Source organism: Streptomyces sp. NPDC051207 (assembly GCF_040682395.1).
In the GTDB taxonomy this organism is placed as follows: Bacteria; Actinomycetota; Actinomycetes; order Streptomycetales; family Streptomycetaceae; genus Streptomyces.
This window is the reverse complement of the sequence record NZ_JBFBAX010000015.1, coordinates 13,856-39,073: the sequence shown is the minus strand read 5'-3', so window position 1 is coordinate 39,073 and position 25,218 is coordinate 13,856. Positions and strand designations below refer to the sequence as shown.

Here is a 25,218-nt window from a genome sequence, read left to right as displayed (position 1 = left end):
CGGCCCGGCGGGCGCTGACGCGGGGGGTACCAGCGGGTACCCTCAACGCGATATGAGCACCCAGAACCTCCCCCAGAGCCCCGACCAGCCGCCTCGCAAGCCGCGTGTGGCCGTCGTGTTCGGCGGGCGCAGTTCCGAGCACGGGATCTCCGTGGTCACGGCCGGAGCCGTCCTGCGCGCCATCGACCGGACGAAGTACGACGTCCTGCCGATCGGCATCACCCGGGACGGCCGCTGGGCGCTCACCGCCGACGAGCCCGACCGCATGGCGATCACCGACCGCCGCACGCCCAGCGTGGACGAGCTCGCCGAGTCCGGCGAGGGCGGCGTGGTGCTCCCCGTCGACCCCGCCAGCCGCGAAGTCGTCTACAGCGAGCCCGGATCGGTGCCGAAGGTGCTCGGCGACGTCGACGTGGTCTTCCCGGTCCTGCACGGCCCGTACGGCGAGGACGGCACCCTCCAGGGCCTCCTGGAGCTGTCCGGGGTGCCGTACGTCGGCTCCGGGGTGCTCGCCTCGGCCGTCGGCCAGGACAAGGAGTACATGAAGCGGGTGTTCACCTCCTTCGGGCTCACGGTGGGCCCGTACCTGGTGATCCGGCCCCGCGAGTGGCAGCGGGACGAGCCGGCCGCGCGCAAGAGGATCGTGGAGTTCGCCGGCGAGCACGGCTGGCCGCTGTTCGTGAAGCCCGCGCGCGCGGGTTCGTCCATCGGCATCACCAAGGTCGACGACCTGTCCGGCCTGGACGAGGCGATCGCCGAGGCGCAGCGGCACGACCCGAAGATCCTGGTCGAGGCGGCGCTGCGGGGGCGCGAGATCGAGTGCGGGGTGCTGGAGTTCGAGGACGGGCCGCGCGCCTCCGTGCCGGCCGAGATCCCGCCGCCGGACACGCACGCGTACTACGACTTCGACGCCAAGTACATCGACTCCACGCCCGGCGTCGTGCCCGCCCCGCTCACCGAGGAGGAGACCGCCGAGGTGCGGCGGCAAGCGGTGGCGGCGTTCGACGCGGCGTCCTGCGAGGGGCTGGTCCGCGCTGACTTCTTCCTCACCGAGGACGGCGAGTTCGTCATCAACGAGATCAACACGATGCCCGGCTTCACGCCGATCTCGATGTACCCGCAGATGTGGCAGGCCACCGGCATCGGCTACTCCGAGCTGGTGGACCTGCTGCTGCGGGCGGCGCTGCGGCGCTCCACCGGGCTGCGCTGAACCGGCCCGCCCGCCCGGCGCACGGAGGCGATCCCCCCGGGGGGTCGCCTTCTTGCTGAGCCCCGCGGTCCCGTCTCGGCGGGTCCTTTCCAGGCGCGGCGCAGTATGATCGCCGGGCTTCCCCGGTCCGGTGTGCCGGTGACGGAAAAAGAGCACACCGGCCGAGGGCGGACGGGGGACTACAGATGGACGACCGGGCAGGTCAGGGTACGGGTGATGCCGTCCACTTGCTGGACCTTGGCGACCACCATGCGACCGAGGTCGTCGACGGTGTCGGCCTGGGCACGCACGATCACGTCATACGGTCCTGTCACGTCCTCGGCCTGGACGACTCCAGGGATCTTGCTGATCGTCTCGGCGACGGTCGACGCTTTGCCGACCTCCGTCTGGATCAGGATGTACGCCTGTACCACGGAACCTCCAGGGCGGCCACGAGGATCATGTGGGGAAAAGGAACGCCACGGTATCGCGTCGCCGCTCACCACGGGGAGACCCGCGGGAACCGGCGTTCCCGTGCCGCGGTGCAGGCGCGAAGGAAATGGACGGTCCCTACGACCGTAACGACGACACACACGGCCCGCGACCGGGAACGGACAGGGACAGAAGGGGAGAAAGGGCAATGAAGGGCACTGTTGGTGAGCTCGGGGAGTTCGGGCTCATCAGGGAGCTCACCTCCCGTCTCACCACGACCCCGGCGGTCCGGGTCGGCCCCGGCGACGACGCCGCGGTGGTCGCCGCGCCCGACCGCAGGGTCGTGGCCAGCACGGACATCCTGCTGGAGGGCCGGCACTTCCGCCGCGACTGGTCGACCGCGTACGACGTGGGCCGCAAGGCGGCGGCGCAGAACCTCGCCGACATCGCCGCCATGGGCGCCGTGCCGACCGCGTTGCTGCTCGGCCTGGTCGTGCCCGCCGAACTGCCGGTGACCTGGCCGACCGAGCTGATGGACGGCCTGCGCGACGAGTGCCAGGTCGCGGGCGCCTCCGTGGTCGGCGGGGACGTCGTGCGCGGCGACCAGATCATGATCTCGATCACCGCGCTCGGCGACCTGCGCAACCAGGAGCCCGTCACGCGGGCCGGCGCGCAGCCCGGCGATCTCGTGGCCGTCACCGGCTGGCTGGGCTGGTCCGCCGCCGGTTACGCGGTCCTGTCCCGCGGCTTCCGCTCGCCCCGCGCCTTCGTGGAGGCCCACCGCCGCCCCGAGCCGCCCTACCACGCCGGTCCCGCGGCGGCCGGCCTCGGCGCGACCGCGATGTGCGACGTGAGCGACGGGCTGATCGCCGACCTCGGGCACATCGCCGAGGCCAGCAAGGTGCGCATCGACGTCCGGTCCGGCGCGATCGACATCCCGTCCCAGATGAACGACATCGGGCAGGCCGTCGGCGTCGACCCGATGCAGTGGGTGCTGACCGGGGGAGAGGACCACGCGATCGTGGCGACCTTCCCGCCGGACGTGAAGCTGCCCGCCCGCTGGAAGGTGATCGGCGAGGTCCTCAACCCGTCGGCGCTGCCCCAGGTGACGGTCGACGGGGCGCCCTGGACGACGCAGGGCGGCTGGGACCACTTCGGGGACATCGAGTCATGAGCGCGCCGCCCAGGGTCCTGACGGTCGCCGGCTCCGACTCCGGCGGCGGCGCGGGCGTGCAGGCCGACCTGAAGACGATGCTCGCGCTCGGCGTGCACGGCATGAGCGTGATCACGGCCGTGACCGCGCAGAACTCCCTCGGCGTCCAGGGTGCCTGGGAGCTGCCCGTGGAGGCGGTGCGGGCCCAGTACCGCAGCGTCGTGGACGACATCGGCGTACAGGCCGTGAAGACCGGCATGCTGGCGTCCGCCGAACTCGTCGAGGCGGTGGCCGGCCTGATCGCCGGGACGGACGCGCCGGCCGTGATCGACCCGGTGGGGGTGTCCAAGCACGGGGACCCGCTGCTGGCCGAGTCCGCCCTGGACTCGGTACGCACCCGGCTGCTGCCCGCCGCGACGGTCGCCACGCCCAACCTGGACGAGGTGGCCCAGCTCACGGGGGTGCGCGTCGAGTCGCGGGACGGGATGCGGGAGGCCGCGGACGCCGTCCTGGCGTACGGGCCGAAGTGGGTGGTGATCAAGGGCGGTCACCTGTCCGGGGACGCGGTGGACCTGCTCACCGACGGCTCGGAGGAGCACTGGCTGCGGGCGCCCCGGCACGACAACCGGCACACCCACGGCACGGGCTGCACGCTCGCCTCCGCGATCGCCGCACAGCTCGCCAAGGGGCAGGCGGTGACGGAGGCGGTCGTGGCGGCCAAGGAGTACGTCACCGGGGCGATCGCCGCCGGGTTCGCGCTGGGGGGCGGAATCGGGCCGGTGGACCACGGGTGGCGGTTCAAGGGCTGAACCCGGGTGCCGTCCGGGCAGTCAGTGCCCGCGGACAGCAAAAAGCCGGTCCACCCGAGGTGGACCGGCTCAGTGCAAGCAACCAGCAGTGGCCGCGCGCTCAGCAGTGCGTCAGCGCGAAACCTTGCCGGCCTTGATGCACGAGGTGCAAGCGTTCACGCGCTTCGGCGTCCCGCCGACCACGGTACGTACGCGCTGGATGTTCGGGTTCCAGCGACGGGGCGTACGGCGGTGCGAGTGCGAGATGTTGTTGCCGAAGCCCGGCCCCTTGCCGCAGACGTCGCAGTTGGCAGCCACGGGTCACTCCAAAGACTTCAGATGCACTTACGGTTGATCCCGGCATGCCGGGATCAAGATCTTGGGGCTCTTACGAGCGGTCCGGATCCGGGTGGCGCTGCCAGGGGGAATGGCCCGATCAGGATCGGGCAACCGGAGCAGCATACAACGACTGCGCCCGTACAGCGAAACTACCATGGCAGCTCAGGGCCCCGCCCGGCCCACTTCCGGAGGCCACCGCTCCGGGGTCTACGCTGCGTCCCACGTCCGTCAGCTCAAGGAGGCGCAGGTGGCGCAGGTGCCGCAGACGTTCTTCGATGCTCTCGCGGTGCGCACCTGGTGCGGCCTCGCGCTCCGGGCGCTGGGGCGGGCGCGTGAGGAGATCGACGCCATCAATGTCTATCCGGTCGCGGACGGTGACACCGGTACGAACCTGTATCTGACGGTCGAGTCGGCGGTGACGGCGGTCGAGGCGGTGTTCGCGGCGCATGAGCTGGGCCGCGGGGGCTCTCGCGGCCAGGGCGGCTCCGCGGCGGGGCCGGGTGGTCCGGCCGGGGCCGGCGACACGGCAGGGACCGGCGGTACGGCGGCCGGGCCCGCGCTCGCCGACGCCGCGCGGGCCATGGCGCACGGGGCGCTGATCGGTGCCCGCGGGAACTCCGGGACGATCCTGGCGCAGCTGCTGCGCGGCATGGCGCAGGTGCTCGCGGCCGACGACGGCTCCGGGCGCGCCGACGGCGAGGGCCTGCGGCTCGCACTGCGGCACGCCGCCGATTCCGCGCGCCAGGCCGTCGCCCGTCCCGTGGAGGGCACGGTCCTCACCGTCGCCTCGGCCGCCGCCGACGCGGCCGGGCGGGCCGAGGGCGACTGCGGGACCGTCGCGCGCGCGGCCTACGAGGGAGCCCTCGTCGCCCTCGCCGACACCCCGGCCCAGCTGCCCGTGCTGCGCAGGGCCGGTGTGGTGGACGCCGGCGGACGTGGCCTGGTGACGGTGCTCGCGGCACTGGTGGAGGCGCTGACGGGGGAGGGGCCGGGGCCGGGCGGGGGCGCACGCGCGCGTGCGGGAGCCGGCGCGGGCGGCGGTTCGCCGCAGGCGCGGGTGGGGTCCGGCGAGAAGGCCGACGCGGGCGTGGCCCCCGGGCGGGCCGAGGGCGTGCACGCGCGCGTGGCGAGCGGAGACGGCGGCGCGCACGCGCGTGCGCAGGCCGGTCCGGCTGAAGGGCCGGAGGCCGACGTCTCCGGGCACGGCGCCGGCGAGGAGCCCGGAGAGTGCGCCCTGGAGTCATGCGCCCCCGGCGCAGCCGCGCCCCAGGCCGGCGGGCCCGCCTTCGAGGTGATCTATCTGCTGGAGGCCGACGACGCGGCCGTGGCGCGGCTGCGGGAGCGGCTGGACGCCCTCGGGGACTCGCTCGTCGTGGTCGGCGGCGACGGGCTGTGGAACGTGCACGTGCACGTGGACGACGCCGGCGCCGCCGTCGAGGCGGGCGTCGAGGCCGGACGGCCGTACCGCATCCGGATCACGCACTTCGGCGCGGGCGACGTGCACACCACCGGCGCCGAGCGTGCCCCGCGCGCCCAGCGCGCCGTGGTGGCCGTCGTACCGGGCGAGGGCCTGGCCGGGCTCTACACGGAGGCCGGCGCGACCGCCGTGCTCGCGCGCCCCGGGGAGCCGCCCGCCAGCGGAGAGCTCGTGCAGGCGCTGCGGCGGGCGCACGCGCGCGAGGTCGTCCTGCTGCCCAACGACGCCGAACTGCGGCACACCGCGGCGGCGGCGGCCGAGCAGGCCCGCACGGAGGGCATCCGGGTGGCGCTGATCCCCACCCGCTCCGCCGTGCAGGGCATCGCGGCGCTCGCCGTGCACGAGCCGGACCGCCGCTTCGACGAGGACGTCGTGTCGATGACCTCGGCGGCCGGTGCCACCCGTTACGCCGAGGTCACCGTCGCCGAGCGGCAGTCCTGGACCACGGCCGGCATCTGCCAGGCCGGCGACGTCCTCGGCCTCATCGACGGCGACGTGGCCGTGATCGGCCCGGACGTCGCGGACGTCGCCGGGACCGTTCTCGACCGGATGCTCGCCGCCGGCGGCGAACTGGTCACGCTCGTCCTCGGCGACGAGGCACCCGAGCCCGTCGCCGAGCACCTGGAGGCACACGTGCGGGAGGCCCATCTCGCCGTCGACACCGTGGTGTACCGGGGCGGACGGCAGGGCGCGCTGCTGCTGATCGGCGTCGAGTAGACCCCGGCAGACCCCGGCCGACCGGGACTCACCCGGCACCCCCAACCGACCCCGATCCGCCCGGCACCCGCAGCCGGTCGGCGTCGAGTGGACCCCGGATGACCCCGATCCGCCCGGCACCCGCGGCCGGTCGGCGTCGTTCAGTCGGCGTCGTTCTCCATGAGCCGCAGCATCTGCTCCGCCTCCGCGCGCCGGGTCCCCGCCGGACCGTCGTCCTCGTCGCCCTCCGCGCCGTCGTACGCCGCCAGCACCGCACGCGCGCGTGCCACCGCCGCGGCCGGGCGGCCGAGGTCGGCCTCCAGCCAGCCCGCGGCAAGCTCCGCACCGGTCCGCTCGTGCAGCGCGCCGTCGCCGAGGGAGGCGAACCCCCGGGCCGCGGCGGCCACCTGGACCAGTGCCTCCTCGAACGCCTCCTGGATCACGTCCTCCTCGGTGGCCTCGCCCGCGGACCGGGCCAGCAGGTCGCCGAACTGCCGGTGGGTGTGGGCGAGTTCGGCGGTGATCCGCAGCCGGGCGGCGTCGTCGCCGACCGCCTCCCGCGCCGCCTCGCACTCCCGCACGGCGCTCGCCATCAGCTCCCGCGCGGCCTGCGCGCCCCCGGCCGGGCCCAGCGCCAGCCACGCGCGTGCGCGCAGGGAGCGGACCAGGCCGTGGACGTCGCCGAGCCCGCGCCACAGCTCACCCGCGCGCGCGTACGCCCGGTCCGCCTCGGCGGGCAGCCCGGCCTGCCCGAGCGACTCGGCCGCCAGGTGCGCCAGCGTCGCGTGGTCCTGCTGCTCGGGCCAGTGCTGGGCGATCTCGGCGGCCTGCAGGCGCCGTTCGGCGGCCGTGCGGTGCTCGCCGAGCTCGCCCAGGCAGTCGCCGAGCCACCACAGGGTCTGCACGACCGTGCCCTCGCCGTGCGTCTCGGCCGTCAGGTCCGGCAGCGCCGACTCCAGCACCTCGGCGGCCTCGGCACAGCGGCCCTGCCGCAGCAGCAGCCCGCCGAGCTGGTGGCGCGCCCAGGCGCCCAGCGCGGGCCCCCCGCCCGCCTCGTCGGCCCAGTGCGCCGCCTCCAGCGCCTCGTCCGCCGCCTCCCCGAACCGGCCCGAGCCGCCCAGCACCTCGGTGAGCTGCAGATGCAGCTGGGCACGGCCGGCCGGCTCCAGATGAGGCCCGCCGTGCTCCAGGGCGGCGCGCAGCGCCCGCTCCGCCCCCGCCGGGTCACCGCGGTGGTGCGCCAGCTGCGCGAGCCGCGCCTCGTACTCCACCGCGAACCACGGCAGCCCGGCCCCGACGTACTCCGCCGCGGCCCGCGCGAACAGCTCCGCCGCCCGCTCCGGGTCCCCGCGCCGCTCCGCCAGCTCCGCGAGCATCGCCCGGGACTCGGCGGCCCGCGACGCCAGCCGCACGTCCCCGTCCGCGTGCTCCTCGACGAGCGCCAGCACCTCCCGTACGGCCTCCTCCGCGTCCGCCAGTACGGCGTCCGCCACGGGCCCGTCCGTCTCCTGCACGCGCCGCATCAGGATCCGCGTCCGCGCCATCACCACGGACGCCGCCTGCCGCACCCCCGTACCGCCCCCGGCGTACAGTGCGCGCGCCGTGTCGTACGGCTCGGCCACCGCCGTCAGCGCCGCGTCCACGTCACCCGCCAGAGCCCGTACGTACGCCGCACGCGCGCGTGCCGCCAGGGACTCGCCCGGGTCGCCCGCCTCCGCGTACAGGGCGGCGGCCCGCTCGAACAGCTCGACCCCGTCCGGGCCGAGGCCCATCGCCCGGTGGTCGGCGATCTCCGCGCGGTCGAGGGCGTCCAGCTCGACGCCCTCCGCGGCCCGCTCGACCGCCGCCCACGCCTCGACGGCGCTCGGCTCCAGCGCCTCGGACAGCCGCCGCGCCTCGGCGAGCAGCGCGGGCAGCTCGGGCTCGGCGCCGTCCGGCACGACCGGCCGGGGCGCCGGGGCGACCGGTACCGACCGGGGCGTCGCCCGCACGCCCAGCGGCAGCCGCTCCACCCGTGGCCGTTGGCCCATGCGCGCACGTGCCTGCTCACTGACATGGCCCGTGCCGTTGCGCAGGTCGAACCGCGCCGCCAGCTCCAGGGCCTCCGCACGCGCGTGAGCGGCGAGTTCCCGCGCGGTCCACGCCCGGCCGGCCGGACCCGGCACCCGCTGACCGCCCAGGCCCAGCTCCGTCAGCCGGTCCATGAGCAGTGCCACCACGGCCATGAAGTCCAGCTTGCTGCGCGGATGCCCGTCGTCCGTGAAGTACGCCGGCCGCTCCGCGAGGAGCTCCAGGCCGCGCGCCTCGTTGCCGGACAGCGCGCAGAACTCCACGTGGTCCGCGTACGCGGAGCGCATGCTCTCCATGGGGCGCACCAGCCGGAAGCCCCGCAGATGGTTGGCGCGCGCCTCCTCCGGGCGGCCCAGCCGCAGCAGCGGCGCCAGGGACGACGCCAGCACGGTGTGCGGCTCGTGGGCGCAGCTGAACTCGCCCTCCAGCACCGGCTGCCACAGCCGCAGCGCCTCCTCGTCCCGGCCGCGCTCCGCCTGCCACCAGCCCTGCTCGTGCAGCTCGCACGCGTGGCAGTCGGCCATCCGGTCCCGGTCGGCGGCCAGCCACGCCTCGTACGCCCGCTCCGCGCGCGCCACGTCCCCGATGTGCGCGGCGACACTGAACTCCGCGCCCCGCACGGCCCGTTCGGTGTGTCCGGCGAGCCGGTAGCGGTGCTCCATCTCGGCGAGCCACTTCTCGATGGAGGCCAACGGGATGTGCGGCTGGTCGAGCATCCCCGACGACACCCACTTGAAGACCCAGTGCAGCTGATGGGCCTCGTACTCGTCGAAGTCCTCCGGCCGTTCGTCCCACATGCGCAGCAGCCGCGAGAACGGGACGAACATCTTGTCCTTCTCGGAGCTGTAGTTGTAGACCTTCAGCTGGTGCCCGAGCGCCTCGATCACCGCGAGCGGGATGTTCAGCTTCTCCGCCTCGGCGAGCAGTTGCTCCGCGCGCGCGTTGCGGGCCGGACCCTCGGGCTGCTCGGAGTTCTCCGCCATCGCCCGGCGCAGCGCGTCGAAGTTGGTGATCTCCGTCATCAGTGACCGTCCTCCCCGTGGGTGGCCCACTCCAGCAGACCGATGAACGCCCGGTTCAGCAGCGCCGAGTCCGCCGGCCGCAGCGGGCGCTGCGCCATCAGCAGCGCCTGCCCGTACAGGGACTCCGTCGCCGTGCCGATCAGCTCCGGATCGCGCAGCGAGCTGATCCTGCGGACCAGCGGATTGAGGTGGTTGAGCACCAGACGCGCCCGGGGCGCACTCCCGCGCAGGGAGCCGAGGATGCCCGCCCACAGCTCGTCCGCCTGCTCCTCGGCCTCCGCGCGGGCCTGCTCGTGCCGCGCCTCCCGGTCGTCCAGGTGCAACGCGGGCACCGACAGCGGGTGGAAGGCCCGCAGCACCACGTCACAGCCCAGCGGGTCGAGCTTCGCCCGCGCGGCGGCCAGGAAGCCCGACAGGGCCAGCTCCTCCGCCGGGTCCACGGCGTCCAGGTGCGCGGTCACCGTGTCGGCGTCCAGCTCGGCGACCGCCGTGCCGGGCCGCACCGACGGCAGCGCCTCGACGAGCTCGCTGTCGTACGTGTAGCCGCCGTTGACGACACCGATGCCCTGCGCCGCCGCGATCGGCGCGACCTGCCGGAACTCCTCGACCGTCCGCGTGAAGTGCACCACCGGGTGGCGCTGCGCGAACTCCTCCAGCGACAGCCGCCCGTCGGTCGTCTCGAAGGGCAGCCACGGCAGCATCGTGCGCAGCATCTCGTGGTCGTGCCGCGCGAGGGACTTCACGCCCAGGTGGTGCACCGCCAGGAAGGCCGACAGCCGCTCCGGGTCCCCGGTGGCGAGCTGCGTCAGCCAGGAGCGGATCCGCTCGCCCAGCGCGTCGCGCACCGCGGCCAGTGTCTCGTCCTCGTACAGCGACTCGCGCGAGGCCGTGGGCCGCAGGCTGTCGGTGTCCAGGACGCAGCGCACAAAGAACGCCCAGTCGGGCAGCAGCTGTTCGGCCCGCTCGGTCAGCAGCATGCCCTTCAGGTGCACCCGGTGACCCGCGCGCTGCGCCGGGCTGATCGCCGACGGCAGGACGTGCGCCACGCCCCGGATGCCGGCCAGCGGCACGTCCAGGTCTATCGAGTCCAGCGGCGTGAACCCGAACAGCTCGTGGCAGTGCCGGGCGAGGGCCACCCGCCGGGCCGCCGGGCTCGGGTACGCCCGGTCCCACGGCGCCGGCAGGTCGGTGACCGCCTCGTCGCCCACCCGCACGTCGTACGGCAGCAGCGAGCCGAAGTCCCGCGCCAGCTCCAGCACCCGCTTGCCGGCCAGCCACTCGGCGGCCCCCGCCCGAGCGCTCAGGTGCACGGTGGTGCCCGGCTCGGGCCTGGCCTCGTCCGGCAGGGTCCGCACGGTGTACGACCCGTCGTCGCTCGCCGTCCACTCCACGGGCGGCGCGTCGGGCGTGCGGGCGCTGCGGCTGACCACGCGTATCCGGTCGGCGACCACGAAGCAGGCCAGCAGGCCTATCCCGAACTGCCCGAGGAAGTCCGAGCGGGCCTCCTGAAGGCCGTCGGCGCGCTTGGAACTGCGCCCGATCGTCGCCAGCAGGCTGTGCACGTCCGCCTCGGTGAGCCCCACGCCGGTGTCCTCGACGCGCAGCGCACTGTCCGGACCGCAGTCGGCGTACAGCCGTACGCGGGCCGGGGCGTCGGGCTGTTCCGCGCGGCGGGCGGTGATGGCGTCCACGGCGTTCTGCAGCAGCTCGCGCAGGTACACCTTGGGGCTGGAGTAGAGGTGATGGGACAGCAGGTCCACCAGGCCGCGCAGGTCGACCTGGAAGGTGTGAGGAGTCTGGACCCCTTGTGGTGCAAGGGAACCCGAAGACTGCCGGGGTGTCTGGGGTGACTGAGAGATCTGGGAGTCCATCATCACGGCGCCGGTGGGGAGAGGCGACGGCGCGGGGTCGGGCGGTCCCTGTGAGGCGGTGACCGCGGGATGGCGGGAGCGCGCCATCCTAAGGCCGGACGGAGCCGCCTGACCAGGACTTTCCGGGGATGTATACGGCGATGTCAGTGACGTGGTGTGCAATGGATCTCGTGCCCGCGCTGAAAGAACCACTGGACCAGCCGCTGAAATCAGTGCTCGGCCCCGCCACCGCGAAGGTGATGGCCGAGCACCTCGGCCTGCACACGGTCGGCGACCTCCTCCACCACTACCCGCGCAGATACGAGGAGCGCGGCCGGCTCACCCACCTCGCCGACCTGCCGATGGACGAGCACGTCACGGTGGTCGCCCAGGTCGCCGACGCCCGCCTGCACACGTTCGCCTCGTCCAGGGCCCCGCGGGGCAAGGGCCAGCGCCTGGAGGTCACCATCACGGACGGCAGCGGCCGGCTCCAGCTGGTCTTCTTCGGCAACGGCGTCCACAAGCCGCACAAGGAGCTGCTGCCGGGCACCCGCGCCCTGTTCGCGGGCAAGGTCTCCGTCTTCAACCGCCGGCTGCAACTGGCACATCCGGCGTACGAGTTGCTGCACGGGGAGGGCGCCGAGGAGACCGCCGAAACCTGGGCGGGCGCCCTCATCCCGATCTACCCGGCCACCGCCAAGATGGAGTCCTGGAAGATCGGCAAGGCGATCCAGACCGTGCTGCCCAGCGCGCGGGAGGCGCTCGACCCGCTCCCGGAGAGCCTCCGCGCCGGCCGCGGTCTGATCCCGCTGCCCGAGGCCCTGCTGAAGATCCACCGCCCGCACACCCAGGCGGACATCGCCGACGCCCGCGCCCGCCTGAAGTGGGACGAGGCGTTCGTCCTCCAGGTCGCCCTGGCCCGCCGCCGCCACGCCGAGACCCAGCTCCCGGCCGTCCCCCGCACACCGAAGCCGGCCGGACTGCTCACCGCCTTCGACGCCCGCCTCCCCTTCACTCTCACCGAGGGCCAGCGCCGCGTCTCGAAGGAGATCTTCGACGACCTCGCCACGGACCACCCGATGCACCGCCTGCTCCAGGGAGAGGTGGGCAGCGGCAAGACGATGGTCGCGCTGCGCGCCATGCTCGCCGTGGTCGACGCGGGCGGGCAGGCCGCGATGCTCGCACCCACCGAGGTGCTCGCCCAGCAGCACCACCGCTCGATCGTGGAGATGATGGGCGAGCTCGCCGAGGGCGGAATGCTGGGCGGCGCCGAGCACGCCACCAAGGTCGTGCTGCTCACCGGCTCGACGGGCACCGCCGCCCGGCGCCAGGCACTGCTCGACCTGGCCACCGGCGAGGCCGGCATCGTGATCGGCACGCACGCGCTGATCGAGGACAAGGTGCAGTTCCACGACCTCGGCCTGGTCGTCGTGGACGAGCAGCACCGCTTCGGCGTCGAGCAGCGCGACGCCCTGCGCGGCAAGGGCAAGCAGCCGCCGCACCTGCTCGTGATGACCGCGACCCCCATTCCGCGCACGGTCGCCATGACCGTCTTCGGCGACCTGGAGACCTCCGTCCTGGACCAGCTCCCGGCCGGCCGCTCCCCGATCGCCAGCCATGTCGTCCCCGTCGCCGACAAGCCGCATTTCCTCGCCCGCGCCTGGGAGCGCGTGCGCGAGGAGGTCGCGGGCGGCCACCAGGCGTACGTCGTCTGCCCCCGCATCGGCGACGACGCCGACGAACCCGCCGGCCCCAAGAAGGCGACCAAGAAGAAGCCCTCCGAGGACGAGGACGGCAAACGCCCGCCGCTCGCCGTCCTCGACGTCGCCGAACAGCTCACCAAGGGCCCCCTCCAGGGCCTGCGCGTCGAGGTCCTGCACGGCCGTATGCACCCCGACGACAAGGACGCGGTCATGCGCCGCTTCGCCGCCGGCGAGACCGACGTCCTGGTCGCCACGACGGTCATCGAGGTCGGGGTCAACGTCCCGAACGCCACCGCCATGGTGATCATGGACGCCGACCGCTTCGGCGTCTCCCAGCTCCACCAGCTCCGCGGGCGCGTCGGCCGCGGCTCGGCCCCCGGCCTGTGCCTGCTCGTCACCGAGATGCCGGAGGCGAGCCCGGCCCGGCAGCGCCTGGCCGCCGTCGCCGCCACCCTGGACGGCTTCGAACTCTCCCGCATCGACCTCGAACAGCGCCGCGAGGGCGACGTCCTCGGCCAGGCGCAGTCCGGCACCCGCTCCAGCCTGCGCATGCTCGCGGTCATCGAGGACGAGGACGTCATCGCCGAGGCCCGCGAGGAAGCGACGGCGGTCGTGGCGGCCGACCCGGACCTCACCCGCCTGCCGGCCCTGCGCACGGCCCTGGACGCCCTCCTGGACGAGGAGAGGGAGCAGTACCTGGAGAAGGGCTGAGCATTCGCTGCCACACTGGCATCCGTAACCACCCCGACGAAGGAACCCAGATGACCCGCGTGATCGCCGGCGCAGCCGGTGGACGCCGCCTGCGCGTCCCCCCGGGAACCGGCACGCGCCCCACCTCCGACCGCGCACGCGAAGGCCTGCTGTCCACCTGGCAGTCCCTCCTCGGCGGCCCCCTGGACGGCGAGCGCGTCCTCGACCTGTACGCCGGCTCGGGCGCGGTCGGCCTGGAGGCCCTGTCCCGCGGCGCGAGCCACACCCTGCTGGTCGAGGCCGACGCGCGAGCGGCCCGCACCCTGAGGGAGAACGTGACGTCGCTCGGCCTGCCCGGCGCCGAGGTCAGGGCGGGCAGAGCCGAACAGGTCATCCGTACGGCGCCGCCGGAGCAGCCGTACGACATCGTGTTCCTGGACCCGCCGTACGCCGTGTCGGACGACGATCTCCGCGAGATTCTGCTCACACTACGCACGGAGGGCTGGCTCGCGGAGGATGCGCTGGTCACCGTGGAGCGCAGCACCAGGGGCGGCGAATTCCGGTGGCCGGAGGGCTTCGAGGCGCTCCGGGCCCGTCGCTACGGCGAGGGAACGTTTTGGTACGGTCGCGCCGCCGCTACGTGCGAAGACGCACGATGACCGGACCGGAGAGCGAGGGATCACAAGTGCGCCGCGCCGTCTGTCCCGGGTCGTTCGACCCGATCACCAACGGACATCTCGACATCATTGCCCGCGCCTCCCGCCTGTACGACGAGGTCTACGTCGCGGTGATGATCAACAAGTCCAAGAAGGGCCTGTTCGAGATCGACGAGCGGATCGACCTGATCCGCCGGGTCACCGCCGAGTACGCCAACGTCCGGGTCGAGGCCTTCCACGGCCTCCTCGTCGACTTCTGCAAGGAGCGCGACATCCCGGCCATCGTGAAGGGCCTGCGGGCCGTCAGCGACTTCGACTACGAGCTGCAGATGGCCCAGATGAACAATGGCCTGACCGGCGTCGAGACGCTGTTCGTGCCCACCAACCCCACCTACAGCTTCCTGTCGTCCTCCCTGGTCAAGGAGGTCGCGGCCTGGGGCGGCGACGTCTCCCACCTGGTGCCCCCGGAGGTGCTGGCGGCGCTCGGCGAGCGGCTGCGGCGCGACTGACCGGCTGACGGGCCGTCACGCGCTGTCACCCGGCAGCCCCGTGGCCGTACAGTCGTCCCGTCCGTCTCCAACACAGCTGTAGAGAGTGGCGAGCACACGGTGGACGTGCAGAAGAAGCTCGACGAGATCGTCGCCTCGGTCTCCAGTGCCCGGTCGATGCCCATGTCGGCCTCGTGCGTGGTCAACCGCGCCGAACTGCTCTCGATGCTCGAAGAACTGCGCGCGGCCCTGCCCGGCTCCCTCGCCCAGGCCCAGGAGCTGATCGGCGACCGCGAGCAGATGGTCGCCCGGGCCCGCCAGGAGGCCGAGCGGATCATCGAGGGCGCGCACGCCGAACGCAGCTCCCTGGTCTCCGGCACCGAGATCGCCCGCCGCGCGCAGGCCGAGGCGGACCGGATCCTCGCCGAGGCCCGCAAGGAGGCCGAGGAGATCCGCGCCGAGGCCGACGACTACGTCGACTCCAAGCTCGCCAACTTCGAGGTCGTCCTCACCAAGACGCTCGGCTCCGTCGGCCGCGGCCGGGAGAAGCTGCTCGGCACCGGCCCCGGACTCGACGAGCGGGGCTACGAGGACGAGGACGCCCCCGAGCGCAGCCACGACCCTCAGACCCTGCGCCGCACCGCCGACGAGTACGTCGACGTCAAGCTCGGCGCCTTCGAGGCGGTCCTCGCCAAGACCCTGGAAGCCGTCGGGCGCGGCCGGCAGAAGCTGCACGGCCGGATCGCCAGCGACGACCTCGGCGCCCTCGCCGACGACACCAGCACCGTCCAGCACACCAGCGACGCCGACTACCTCGCCGACCTCGCGGCCGTCGCCGAGCCGATCGCGGCCCAGGAGCCCCGCCGGCAGCCCGGCCATCCGGCACCGCAGCCGGCGTACGGCTACCAGCAGCCCGCACAGCCGGACCCGTACGGCGGCGGCTACCCGCAGCAGTACGACGGCGCACAGCAGGGCGTGTACGGCTACCAGCAGGACGGCTACCAGCAGGCCGACGCCTACGGCTACCAGGGCTACGAAGCCCAGCAGGGCGGCTACGACCCGAACGGCACCGCGCAGGCCCACACCACCGTCCCGCCGCAGCCGCCGCAGGCCCTCGACGAGACCAGCCTGTTCGACACCAGCATGATCAGCGCCGAGCAGTTGCGAGCCTACGAGCAGGGCCGCGGCAACGGCTGAGGCCCCGCGACGGCCGGTGCGTGCCCCACCGGGCACACCGGATTGGGCCGAGAGCGAAAGGTCCAGTATCCTGGCTCTTCGGTCGCGTGTACGTCCGCGATCAACGCTGCCCGGACAGACCGAAGGGGCGGCGTCCCGAGAGCTCGGAAGATCGAAAGCAGGAATGGCCCTGAACGCCCGCCTCGACCACCGCAACCCCCTCGTGTTCGACACACACGAGCTGGGCCGGCGGCCCGGTGCGCTGCAGCGCCTGTCCCGCACGGTCGACGCTCCCCAGGACCTCGGTCTGAAGGACGTCATCGGAGTGCCGGAAGGCGCCCCGGTGGAGCTCGACCTCCGCCTGGAGTCCGTCATGGAAGGGGTGCTCGTCACAGGCACCGCCCGTGCACGGGCCGAGGGGGAGTGCGTAAGGTGTCTGGAGCCGCTCGGGCAGCAGCTCGAAGCGGACTTCCAGGAGATGTTCTCGTACCCTGACGCCGACGACCGGGGCCGCCCCAGGGCGGAGCCGGCCGACGACGCCGAGGAAGACGAGGACAGGCTCTTCATCGAGGACGGCCTGTTCGACCTCGAGCCCGTGCTGCGCGATGCGGTGGTGCTCGCACTGCCGATGCAGCCGGTGTGCCAGGAAGACTGCCCAGGTCTGTGCGCCGAGTGCGGCGCGCGCCTCGCGGACGACCCGGACCACCACCATGACGCCGTCGACATCCGTTGGGCGGCATTGCAGGGACTCGCCGGCACCATGAAGGACGGCGAGAAGGACGAGATGAGCGGCGGCGCGCCTCAGTCAGCACGCGCCGACGAGAAGCAGGAGAAGTAGCCGTGGCTGTTCCGAAGCGGAAGATGTCGCGCAGCAACACGCGCCACCGCCGGTCGCAGTGGAAGGCTGCGGTCCCCACCCTGGTTGCGTGCGAGCGCTGCCACGAGCCCAAGCAGCAGCACATCGCGTGCCCGTCTTGCGGCACCTACAACAAGCGCCAGGTCCTCGAGGTCTGAGCGGCTGGTGAGAGGCACTGTGTCCACGCCCAAGAAGCAGCAGGCGGACAACCAGGCCTCGTCCCACACGCTTCTGGAAGGGCGGCTCGGCTACCAGGTCGAGTCCGCCCTTCTGGTGCGAGCACTGACCCACCGTTCGTACGCGTACGAGAACGGCGGTCTGCCCACGAACGAGCGTCTGGAGTTCCTCGGGGACTCCGTGCTCGGCCTCGTGGTCACGGACACGCTGTATCGCACCCACCCCGACCTGCCCGAGGGCCAGCTGGCCAAGCTGCGGGCCGCGGTGGTCAATTCGCGTGCGCTGGCGGAGGTCGGTCGCGGCCTCGACCTGGGCTCCTTCATCCGCCTCGGCCGCGGTGAAGAGGGCACGGGCGGCCGGGACAAGGCATCCATCCTCGCCGACACCCTGGAAGCGGTGATCGGCGCGGTCTACCTCGACCAGGGGCTGGAATCGGCGGCGGAGCTGGTGCACCGCCTGTTCGACCCGCTGATCGAGAAGTCCTCGAACCTCGGAGCCGGCCTGGACTGGAAGACCAGTCTCCAGGAGCTCACCGCGACCGAAGGGCTCGGCGTGCCCGAGTACCTGGTCACGGAGACCGGCCCCGACCACGAGAAGACCTTCACTGCTGCCGCCCGCGTCGGAGGCGTCTCGTACGGCACCGGCACCGGCCGCAGCAAGAAGGAGGCGGAGCAGCAGGCCGCCGAGTCCGCGTGGCGGTCCATCCGGGCCGCGGCGGACGAGCGCGCCAAGGCAGCGGCCGAGGCCGCCGCAGAGGCTGCCGAGGCTCCTGAGAACGCGGCAGGGGTGGCCGGGGGCGCGGAAAGCGCCGCTGAGGCCGCCGGGGATCCGGTCAGCGCCGACGGAGCCGCCGGGGCCCCCGTGGGCGCCGACAAGGCGGCCGGGGATGCGGAAAGCGCCGGCGGAGCCGCCAAGCCTCCCGTGAGCGCGGGCGAGGCGGTCGGGGGTGCGGAGAGCGTCGGCGAAGTCGCCGGGGCCTTCGTGAGGGCCCCCGAGGCTGCCGGAACTCCTGAGAACGCCGACGCCCCGTCGGCCTCCGCCTGACCGACAGGCAGCATCCGAGCGCCCGCCCCGCGAGACCGGGGCGGGCGCTCGGCTCGTTCCTCTTCGATCCCACGGCCGTACGGGGGAGTCCATGCCCGAGTTGCCCGAGGTGGAGGTCGTCCGGCGCGGCCTCGAACGGTGGGTCGCCCACCGGACCGTCGCCGACGTCGAGGTCCTGCACCCGCGCGCGGTACGCCGCCATCCCGCGGGCGCCGAGGACTTCGCGCACCGTCTCGAGGGGCACCGCATCGGCATGCCCAGCAGGCGCGGCAAGTACCTGTGGCTGCCGCTGGAGGGCACCGGGGTCACCGGGCAGGCGATCCTCGCCCACCTCGGCATGAGCGGCCAGCTGCTGGTCCAGCCGCGGTCGGCGCCCGACGAGAAGCACCTGCGCATCCGGATCCGCTTCGCCGACGCCATGGCACCGGCCGCCGCCGAGGCCACCGAACTCCGCTTCGTCGACCAGCGCACCTTCGGCGGCCTGTCGCTGCACGAGACCACCCCCGAGGGCCTGCCCGACGTCATCGGGCACATCGCCCGCGACCCCCTCGACCCGCGCTTCGACGACGAGGCGTTCCACCAGGCGCTGCGCCGCCGCCGGTCCACGATCAAACGGGCCCTGCTCGACCAGTCGCTGATCAGCGGAGTCGGCAACATCTACGCCGACGAGGCGCTGTGGCGCTCCCGCCTGCACTACGAGCGCCCCACGTCGGCCTTCACACGCCCCCGCACGCTCCAGCTCCTCGGCCATGTCCGGGACGTGATGAACGCGGCCCTCGCCGTGGGCGGCACCTCCTTCGACAGCCTGTACGTCAACGTCAACGGCGAGTCGGGCTACTTCGACCGGTCCCTGGACGCCTACGGCCGGGAGGGCGAGCCGTGCCGCCGGTGCGGTACGCCGATGCGCCGGCGCCCGTGGATGAACCGGTCCAGCTACTTCTGCCCGAGGTGTCAGCGCCCGCCGCGCGCCGCGTCGTAGCGCTCACGGGCGGCCAGGACCTCGTCCATGCTGCCCTCCAGGAAGTGGATCAGGGACAGCAGGCGCGCGGCGACCTCGCGGCCGAGCGGGGTGCGTTCGTAGTCCACGCGGGGCGGGTTGACCGGCTGCGCCTCGCGGTGCACCAGGCCGTCGCGCTCCAGGGCGTGCAGCGCTGGGAGAGCATCTTCTCGCTGACGCCGTCGACCCGGCGGCGCAGCGCGTTGAAGCGGAGGGACCCCTCGGACAGGGCACCCAGGGTGAGCGCACCCCAGCGCACCGTGATGTGCTCCAGCGTGCCCGCGGGGGACACCGCTTGGACCCGGCGTAGGCGACCACAGCGCTGCCCTGCGGACGGCGCTCACCGGGGGGCAGCGCTCGGGGGCGGGTCAGGAGGGGGCGGCCGGTCGGGTCAGTAGCCGAAGTTCTGCGTCCACCAAGGGCCGCCCTCGGCGATGTGCACGCCGACGCCCAGGGTCGTGAAGTCGCAGTTCAGTATGTTGGCGCGGTGGCCGGGACTGTCCATCCAGGCCTTCATGACGGTCTCGGCGTCGGCCTGGCCGCGGGCGATGTTCTCGCCGCCGAGGTTGTCGATGCCGGCCTTCTCCGCACGGTCCCACGGCGTGGCGCCGCTGGGGTCGGTGTGGTCGAAGAAGCCGCGCTCGGCCATGTCCTCGCTGAAGTCCGCGGCCAGCTCGCTCAGCGCGCTGTTCGCGGCGACGGGGCTGCAGCCGGCCTGGGTCCGCTCGTCGTTGACGAGCTTGAGCACCTGGGCAGCGGCGGCGGCCTCCTCGGACACCGTGACCGGCGCGGTGGGGCGATCCGGCGTCTTCGTGGCCTGCCGGGTGGGCGTCTGCCGGGGCTTCTCGCTCGGCGTGGTCTCCGGCTTCTTCGACGGGGCCCCGGTCGTCGGCGCGGACGGCGACGGGGACACCGACACCGACGGGGACGTGGAGCGCTCGGTGCCGCGGCTCGGGGCGGTGCCGTCGCGGTTCTCGACGGAGCCGGAGGTGCCGCCCTGCTCGCTCGGCGTGCTCGTCGGCGAGTCGGCGGCCCGCACCTTGTCGCCGGCGCCGAAGCCGCCGCCCAGGCGGTAGTGGTCCAGGCCCGGGACCGCACCGGTGGACACGGCGACCGTGCCGAGCGCGACGGCGGCCGAGACGCCCAGCAGCCCGGTGCGGACCGGCGCGGCCTTCTTCCCGCGCCGCCGCCGGTGGCCCCCGGAGCGCGCGGGGCCGCCGTCGGGCCGGTAGCCGTCACCGGTGTGGCCCTCGGCCGGGAAGGCGCGGGTGCCCGAGGCCGGGGTGTAGTCGTCGTCCGTGGCGTAGAGGAACGCCTCGGCCCTGGCGTAGGTCTCGGCGTACGCCTCGGGGTTCAGGTACGGGGCGATCCCCATAGCCGGGCGGTCGTCCCCGTACGAGCCCGGCGGCTCGCGGTGTCCTTCCGGCTGCGTGCCCCCCGCGGCGCGGCCCGTGGCGGCGCGGCCGGCGGCGGAGCGTCGGTGGCGTCCCATGTCCTGGCCTTCCTCGTTCTCGCGGTCGACTCGTCCTCGCGATCAACACGAAACTCACACGAACGGGTGAGTTTCGTTTGGGTGGGGACGGTACCGCATGCCGCCCGGTGAGGAAGTGCCGCACGAGACATTCGCCGGTTAGGTTGCACCCATGAGCGAGGATGCACGGCTGGTCGCCTGGGTGCGCGGACGCGTCCAGGGTGTGGGTTTCCGCTGGTTCACGCGGGCCAAGGCCCTGGAGCTCGGCGGCTTGAGTGGTTTTGCTCTCAATTTGCCGGACGGACGGGTCCAGGTGGTCGCGGAGGGTCCCCGCAAGGCGTGCGAGGCGCTGCTCGACTGGCTCCGCGGTGACGACACGCCCGGCCGCGTGGACGGAGTGACAGAGATCTGGGACACACCGCGCGGCGGCTACGACGGCTTCGCCATCCGCTGACCGCGCCTCCCGGCACCGCCCGCCCGGCGCCGGACGAGCCCGCCGCCGGGGCCCGCCGGGGGAAGAAATGGCTGGTGGTTGCCAACAGGGGCTTGCCGTGGCAGGCTCCACCGGCAAGGATGATCGCCACGCCCCGAGGGCCCCGCAGGAGTCGCCGCGCCGCCGCTTCAGGCCGCGCGCCCTCGGGTTGCCGCCAATACGGGGCGTGATCGTGTTGACCGTCAAACTTTTTGGTGAGACGCTGAAAGCCCCGCGCACCTCAGCTGTTTGGCATGGGAGAACGGCACCACCACTCCACCATTGCCAAGCACCGCGGGTGCGAATCCCTCACGACCCACACCGCTTCGGTCGGTCACTCATTGTGGAGGACCATCCATCATGGCAAAGGCGCTTCTCGGTTACGTCGGCGGTTCCGACCCGCGACTCCTCGCCGAGATGCGACGGCTGCAGCAGCGCGTCCAGGACCTCGAATCCGAGCTCGTACGGATCCAGGCCGAGAAGGACGCACTGTCGGCTGCCGCTTCTCACGACAGGATCACGGAGAGCGTTGACGCACACCAGGCGGAGCCTGCGCTGACCTGATCGCTGCACCGCTCCACACCAGCGCAGCAGTGGTTGGGCCGCCCGTCACAGCCGCTGATTCTCAGAGTTGCAAGGGACGCTTCGGCGTCCCTTCTTTCTTGCCTCCGCCGGCGCCGACGGCCTTCGGGTGACCTTCCGGTGGCTTTCCTTGCCCCCGCGCATCCTTTCACCATCTTCAACGTCTGGTGTGCCCTGCGTGTCCACCGGCGAAACCGCCGGTTCATGGAGTGAGACAACCCCGGCGGGTAAAGTCCACCGGCGTGCACCTCAAGGCCCTGACCCTCCGCGGGTTCAAGTCGTTCGCCTCGGCGACCACGCTCCGCTTCGAACCGGGCATCACGTGCGTCGTCGGCCCGAACGGCTCGGGCAAGTCCAACGTCGTGGACGCGCTCAGCTGGGTCATGGGCGAGCAGGGCGCCAAGTCGCTGCGCGGCGGCAAGATGGAGGACGTCATCTTCGCCGGCACCACCGGCCGCCCGCCGCTCGGCCGTGCCGAGGTGTCGCTGACCATCGACAACTCCGACGGCGCGCTGCCCATCGAGTACGCCGAGGTCACCATCACGCGGATCATGTTCCGCAACGGGGGCAGCGAGTACCAGATCAACGGCGACACCTGCCGCCTGCTCGACATCCAGGAACTGCTGTCCGACTCCGGCATCGGCCGCGAGATGCACGTCATCGTCGGCCAGGGCCAGCTCGACTCCGTCCTGCACGCCGACCCCATGGGCCGCCGTGCCTTCATCGAGGAGGCAGCCGGCGTCCTCAAGCACCGCAAGCGCAAGGAGAAGGCGCTCAGGAAGCTGGACGCGATGCAGGCCAACCTCGCGCGCGTACAGGACCTCACGGACGAACTGCGGCGCCAGCTCAAGCCCCTCGGACGCCAGGCAGCCGTCGCCCGGCGGGCCGCCGTCATCCAGGCCGACCTGCGCGACGCCCGGCTGCGCCTGCTCGCCGACGACCTCGTACGGCTGCGGGAGGCGCTCCAGGCCGAGGTCGCCGACGAGGCCGCCCTCAAGGAGCTCAAGGAGGCCGCCGAGCAGGAGCTGAGGAAGGCCCTCCAGCGCGAGGCCCTGCTCGAGGACGAGGTGCGGCAGCTCACCCCCCGCCTCCAGCGCGCCCAGCAGACCTGGTACGAGCTGTCCCAGCTCGCCGAGCGGGTGCGCGGCACGGTCTCGCTCGCCGACGCGCGCGTGAAGAGCGCCACCTCCGCCCCGCCCGAGGAACGGCGTGGCCGCGACCCGGAGGACATGGAGCGCGAGGCCGCCCGCATCCGCGAGCAGGAGGCCGAGCTGGAGGCGGCCCTGGAGGCGGCCCAGCGCGCCCTGGAGGACACCGTCGCCCACCGGGCCGAGCTGGAACGCGCACTGGCCGCCGAGGAACGCCGGCTGAAGGACGTGGCCCGCGCCATCGCCGACCGCCGCGAGGGACTGGCCCGGCTGCGGGGACAGGTGGGCGCCGCCCGGTCCCGCGCGGCAGCCGCCCAGGCCGAGATCGAGCGGCTGGCCGCCGCCCGCGACGAGGCCCGGGAGCGGGCCGCCGCCGCCCAGGAGGAGTACGAGACCCTGCGGGCCGAGGTCGACGGCCTGGACGCGGGCGACCGGGAACTCGCCGAGCGGCACGACGCCGCCAAGGCGCGGCTCGCCGAGGCGGAGGCCGCCCACACCGCCGCCCGCGAGGCCGTCACCGCCGCCGAACGCAAACGCGCCGCGACACAGGCCCGCCACGACGCCCTCGCCATGGGCCTGCGCCGCAAGGACGGCACCGGGGCCCTGCTCGGGGCGCGCGACCGGCTCACCGGACTGCTCGGCCCGGCGGCGGAGCTGCTGACGGTGACGCCCGGCTACGAGGTCCCGCTGGCGGCGGCCTTCGGCGCGGCGGCGGACGCGCTGGCGGTGACGTCGCCGTCCGCGGCGGCCGACGCGATCCGCCTGCTGCGCAAGCAGGACGCGGGACGGGCGTCGCTGCTGCTGGCGGGAGCCCCGGACGCCGTCCCCGGGGACGGGACGAGCCCCGCGGACGACCGGCCGCCCGGCGCGGCACTTCCCGCCGCCGACCTGGTCCGCGGCCCCGCCGACCTGATGTCCGCCGTACGGCGCCTGCTGCGCGGCATCGTCGTCGTGAGCACCCTGGAGGACGCCGAGGACCTCGTGTACGCCCGCCCCGACCTCACCGCCGTGACCGCCGAGGGCGATCTGCTTGGCGCGCACTTCGCGCACGGCGGGTCCGCCGGGGCGCCGAGCCTGCTGGAGGTGCAGGCCTCCGTCGACGAGGCCGCCGCCGAGCTGGAGGAGCTGGAGGTCAGGTGCCGGGAGCTGGCCGAGGCGCAGCACGCGGCGGCCGGGCGGCGCGAGGAGTGGGCGGCGCGCGTCGAGGAGCTGGGGGAGCGGCGCCGGGCCGCCGACCGGGAGAAGTCGTCCGTGGCCCAGCAGCTCGGGCGGCTCGCCGGGCAGGCCCGGGGCGCGGCCGGTGAGGCCGAGCGGTCCACGGCCGCCGCGGCACGCGCGCAGGAGGCGCTGGACAAGGCCCTCCAGGACGCCGAGGAGCTGGCCGAGCGGCTCGCCGTCGCCGAGGAGATGCCGATCGAGGACGAGCCGGACACCTCCGTGCGCGACCGGCTCGCCGCCGACGGGGCCAACGCCCGGCAGACCGAGATGGAGGCCCGCCTCCAGGTCCGTACGCACGAGGAGCGGGTGAAGGGGCTCGCGGGGCGGGCCGATTCGCTCGACCGGGCCGCCCGCGCCGAACGCGAGGCACGCGCGCGTGCCGAGCAGCGCCGGGCCCGGCTGCGCCACGAGGCCGCCGTCGCCGGGGCCGTCGCCTCCGGCGCCCGGCAACTCCTCGCACACGTCGAGGTGTCCCTCGCCCGCGCCGAGCAGGAACGTACCGCCGCCGAGGCCGCCAAGGCGCACCGCGAGCAGGAACTCGGCCACGCCCGCGCCCGGGGACGCGATCTGAAGGCGGAACTCGACAAGCTGACGGACTCGGTCCACCGCGGGGAGGTGCTCGGCGCCGAGAAGCGGCTGCGGATCGAGCAGCTGGAGGCCAAGGCGCTGGAGGAACTGGGCGTCGAGCCGGCGGGACTGGTGGCGGAGTACGGCCCGCACCAGCCGGTGCCGCCCTCGCCCCCGGCCGAGGGCGAGGAACTGCCGGACGACCCGGAGCATCCCCGCAACCTTCCCAGGCCCTTCGTGCGGGCCGAGCAGGAGAAGCGGCTGAAGGCCGCCGAGCGGGCCTACCAGCAGCTCGGCAAGGTGAACCCGCTGGCCCTGGAGGAGTTCGCGGCGCTGGAGGAACGGCACAAGTTCCTCAGTGAGCAGCTGGAGGACCTGAAGAAGACGCGGGCCGACCTGCTCCAGGTGGTGAAGGAGGTCGACGAGCGCGTCGAGCAGGTCTTCACCGAGGCCTTCCGGGACACCGCCCGCGAGTTCGAGGGCGTCTTCTCCCGGCTCTTCCCGGGCGGCGAGGGGCGCCTGGTGCTGACCGATCCCGACAACATGCTCACCACGGGCGTGGACGTCGAGGCCCGCCCGCCGGGCAAGAAGGTCAAGCGGCTGTCCCTGCTGTCCGGCGGCGAGCGGTCGCTGACGGCGGTCGCCATGCTGGTGTCGATCTTCAAGGCGCGGCCCAGCCCGTTCTACGTCATGGACGAGGTCGAGGCCGCGCTCGACGACACCAACCTCCAGCGGCTCATCCGGATCATGCAGGAGCTGCAGGAGACCTCGCAGCTCATCGTGATCACGCACCAGAAGCGCACGATGGAGGTCGCCGACGCGCTGTACGGCGTCTCCATGCAGGGCGACGGCGTGTCCAAGGTCATCAGCCAGCGCCTGCGCTGAGGACTTCTCCGCCCGTTCAGAACTTCTTCAGGAAGTGAACACATCTCGGTCACCGCTGCCGTGAACGTCACA

General features: G+C 73.5%; 20 protein-coding genes and 1 pseudogene. 15 read left to right on the top strand and 6 right to left on the bottom strand.

The genetic code is table 11. The features are described from left to right. Window positions 1-52: 52 nt before the first annotated feature. Window positions 53-1,210 (top strand): D-alanine--D-alanine ligase family protein, encoded by a 1,158-nt coding sequence (locus AB0M97_RS16725; RefSeq protein WP_365961597.1) that lies wholly within the window; start codon window positions 53-55, stop codon window positions 1,208-1,210. 179 nt (window positions 1,211-1,389) lie between these two features. On the opposite strand, the gene AB0M97_RS16720 is transcribed toward AB0M97_RS16725, so the two are convergent. Then, window positions 1,390-1,623 (bottom strand): Lrp/AsnC ligand binding domain-containing protein, encoded by a 234-nt coding sequence (locus AB0M97_RS16720; protein WP_037677600.1) that lies wholly within the window; start codon window positions 1,621-1,623, stop codon window positions 1,390-1,392. A 206-nt stretch (window positions 1,624-1,829) separates the two neighbouring features. Here AB0M97_RS16720 and AB0M97_RS16715 point away from each other — a divergent pair, with 206 nt between their 5' ends. Together AB0M97_RS16715 and thiD are read left to right on the top strand one after the other, a co-directional pair. Beyond that, window positions 1,830-2,795, top strand: a complete 966-nt coding sequence (locus AB0M97_RS16715; protein WP_365961596.1) for a thiamine-phosphate kinase — start codon at window positions 1,830-1,832, stop codon at window positions 2,793-2,795. Next, window positions 2,792-3,583 (top strand): bifunctional hydroxymethylpyrimidine kinase/phosphomethylpyrimidine kinase, encoded by a 792-nt coding sequence (gene thiD / locus AB0M97_RS16710; protein ID WP_365961595.1) that lies wholly within the window; start codon window positions 2,792-2,794, stop codon window positions 3,581-3,583. Before AB0M97_RS16715 ends, thiD begins: the two co-directional genes overlap by 4 nt. Window positions 3,584-3,694: 111 nt before the next feature. On the opposite strand, the gene rpmB is transcribed toward thiD, so the two are convergent. Further along, complete coding sequence (rpmB, locus tag AB0M97_RS16705) at window positions 3,695-3,880, bottom strand: 50S ribosomal protein L28 (RefSeq protein ID WP_004924906.1); 186 nt, start codon at window positions 3,878-3,880, stop codon at window positions 3,695-3,697. A 268-nt stretch (window positions 3,881-4,148) separates the two neighbouring features. On the opposite strand from rpmB, the gene AB0M97_RS16700 reads away from it, so the two are divergent. Beyond that, window positions 4,149-6,095: a DAK2 domain-containing protein gene (locus tag AB0M97_RS16700; RefSeq protein WP_365961689.1), complete on the top strand. Its 1,947-nt coding sequence runs from the start codon at window positions 4,149-4,151 to the stop codon at window positions 6,093-6,095. A gap of 140 nt (window positions 6,096-6,235) precedes the next feature. Here AB0M97_RS16700 and AB0M97_RS16695 read toward each other — a convergent pair whose 3' ends face one another. Both AB0M97_RS16695 and AB0M97_RS16690 read right to left on the bottom strand, forming a co-directional pair. After that, complete coding sequence (locus AB0M97_RS16695) at window positions 6,236-9,166, bottom strand: tetratricopeptide repeat protein (protein WP_365961594.1); 2,931 nt, start codon at window positions 9,164-9,166, stop codon at window positions 6,236-6,238. Continuing rightward, complete coding sequence (locus AB0M97_RS16690; RefSeq protein WP_365961688.1) at window positions 9,166-11,037, bottom strand: HSP90 family protein; 1,872 nt, start codon at window positions 11,035-11,037, stop codon at window positions 9,166-9,168. Before AB0M97_RS16690 ends, AB0M97_RS16695 begins: the two co-directional genes overlap by 1 nt. A gap of 161 nt (window positions 11,038-11,198) precedes the next feature. On the opposite strand from AB0M97_RS16690, the gene recG reads away from it, so the two are divergent. From recG to mutM, 8 genes are all read left to right on the top strand, one after another. Continuing rightward, entirely contained in the window at window positions 11,199-13,430 is a 2,232-nt protein-coding gene (recG, locus tag AB0M97_RS16685) for an ATP-dependent DNA helicase RecG (protein WP_365961593.1), read from the top strand. Window positions 13,431-13,480: 50 nt separating this feature from the next. Then, entirely contained in the window at window positions 13,481-14,068 is a 588-nt protein-coding gene (rsmD, locus tag AB0M97_RS16680; protein WP_365961591.1) for a 16S rRNA (guanine(966)-N(2))-methyltransferase RsmD, read from the top strand. Window positions 14,069-14,094: 26 nt separating this feature from the next. Beyond that, entirely contained in the window at window positions 14,095-14,574 is a 480-nt protein-coding gene (gene coaD, locus AB0M97_RS16675) for a pantetheine-phosphate adenylyltransferase (RefSeq protein ID WP_365961687.1), read from the top strand. A 99-nt stretch (window positions 14,575-14,673) separates the two neighbouring features. After that, window positions 14,674-15,750, top strand: a complete 1,077-nt coding sequence (locus AB0M97_RS16670; RefSeq protein ID WP_365961590.1) for a cell division initiation protein — start codon at window positions 14,674-14,676, stop codon at window positions 15,748-15,750. Between the two features lie 163 nt (window positions 15,751-15,913). Then, window positions 15,914-16,567 carry a YceD family protein gene (locus AB0M97_RS16665; protein WP_365961589.1) on the top strand — a complete coding sequence of 218 codons (654 nt, stop codon included), beginning with the start codon at window positions 15,914-15,916 and terminating at the stop codon, window positions 16,565-16,567. Window positions 16,568-16,569: 2 nt separating this feature from the next. After that, a complete protein-coding gene (gene rpmF / locus AB0M97_RS16660; protein ID WP_003951102.1) occupies window positions 16,570-16,743 on the top strand; it encodes a 50S ribosomal protein L32 in 174 nt (57 codons plus the stop codon). Between the two features lie 7 nt (window positions 16,744-16,750). Beyond that, window positions 16,751-17,806, top strand: a complete 1,056-nt coding sequence (gene rnc, locus AB0M97_RS16655) for a ribonuclease III (RefSeq protein ID WP_365961588.1) — start codon at window positions 16,751-16,753, stop codon at window positions 17,804-17,806. A 91-nt stretch (window positions 17,807-17,897) separates the two neighbouring features. Next, a complete protein-coding gene (mutM, locus tag AB0M97_RS16650; protein WP_365961587.1) occupies window positions 17,898-18,785 on the top strand; it encodes a bifunctional DNA-formamidopyrimidine glycosylase/DNA-(apurinic or apyrimidinic site) lyase in 888 nt (295 codons plus the stop codon). On the opposite strand, the pseudogene AB0M97_RS16645 reads toward mutM, so the two are convergent. Then, a pseudogene (locus AB0M97_RS16645) lies at window positions 18,758-19,121 on the bottom strand (helix-turn-helix domain-containing protein). The gene mutM and the pseudogene AB0M97_RS16645 sit on opposite strands and share 28 nt — an antisense overlap. 73 nt (window positions 19,122-19,194) lie before the next feature. Next, on the bottom strand, window positions 19,195-20,295 hold the full coding sequence (locus AB0M97_RS16640; RefSeq protein ID WP_365961586.1) for a CAP domain-containing protein: 1,101 nt from the start codon (window positions 20,293-20,295) through the stop codon (window positions 19,195-19,197). A 151-nt stretch (window positions 20,296-20,446) separates the two neighbouring features. On the opposite strand from AB0M97_RS16640, the gene AB0M97_RS16635 reads away from it, so the two are divergent. The 3 genes from AB0M97_RS16635 (at window position 20,447) to smc (ending at window position 25,146) form a co-directional block, all read left to right on the top strand. Further along, window positions 20,447-20,728, top strand: coding sequence for an acylphosphatase (locus AB0M97_RS16635; protein ID WP_365961585.1), 282 nt, complete (start codon window positions 20,447-20,449; stop codon window positions 20,726-20,728). A gap of 378 nt (window positions 20,729-21,106) precedes the next feature. After that, a complete protein-coding gene (locus AB0M97_RS16630) occupies window positions 21,107-21,310 on the top strand; it encodes a hypothetical protein (RefSeq protein WP_365961584.1) in 204 nt (67 codons plus the stop codon). Between the two features lie 260 nt (window positions 21,311-21,570). After that, entirely contained in the window at window positions 21,571-25,146 is a 3,576-nt protein-coding gene (smc, locus tag AB0M97_RS16625) for a chromosome segregation protein SMC (RefSeq protein WP_365961583.1), read from the top strand. Window positions 25,147-25,218 lie beyond the last annotated feature (72 nt).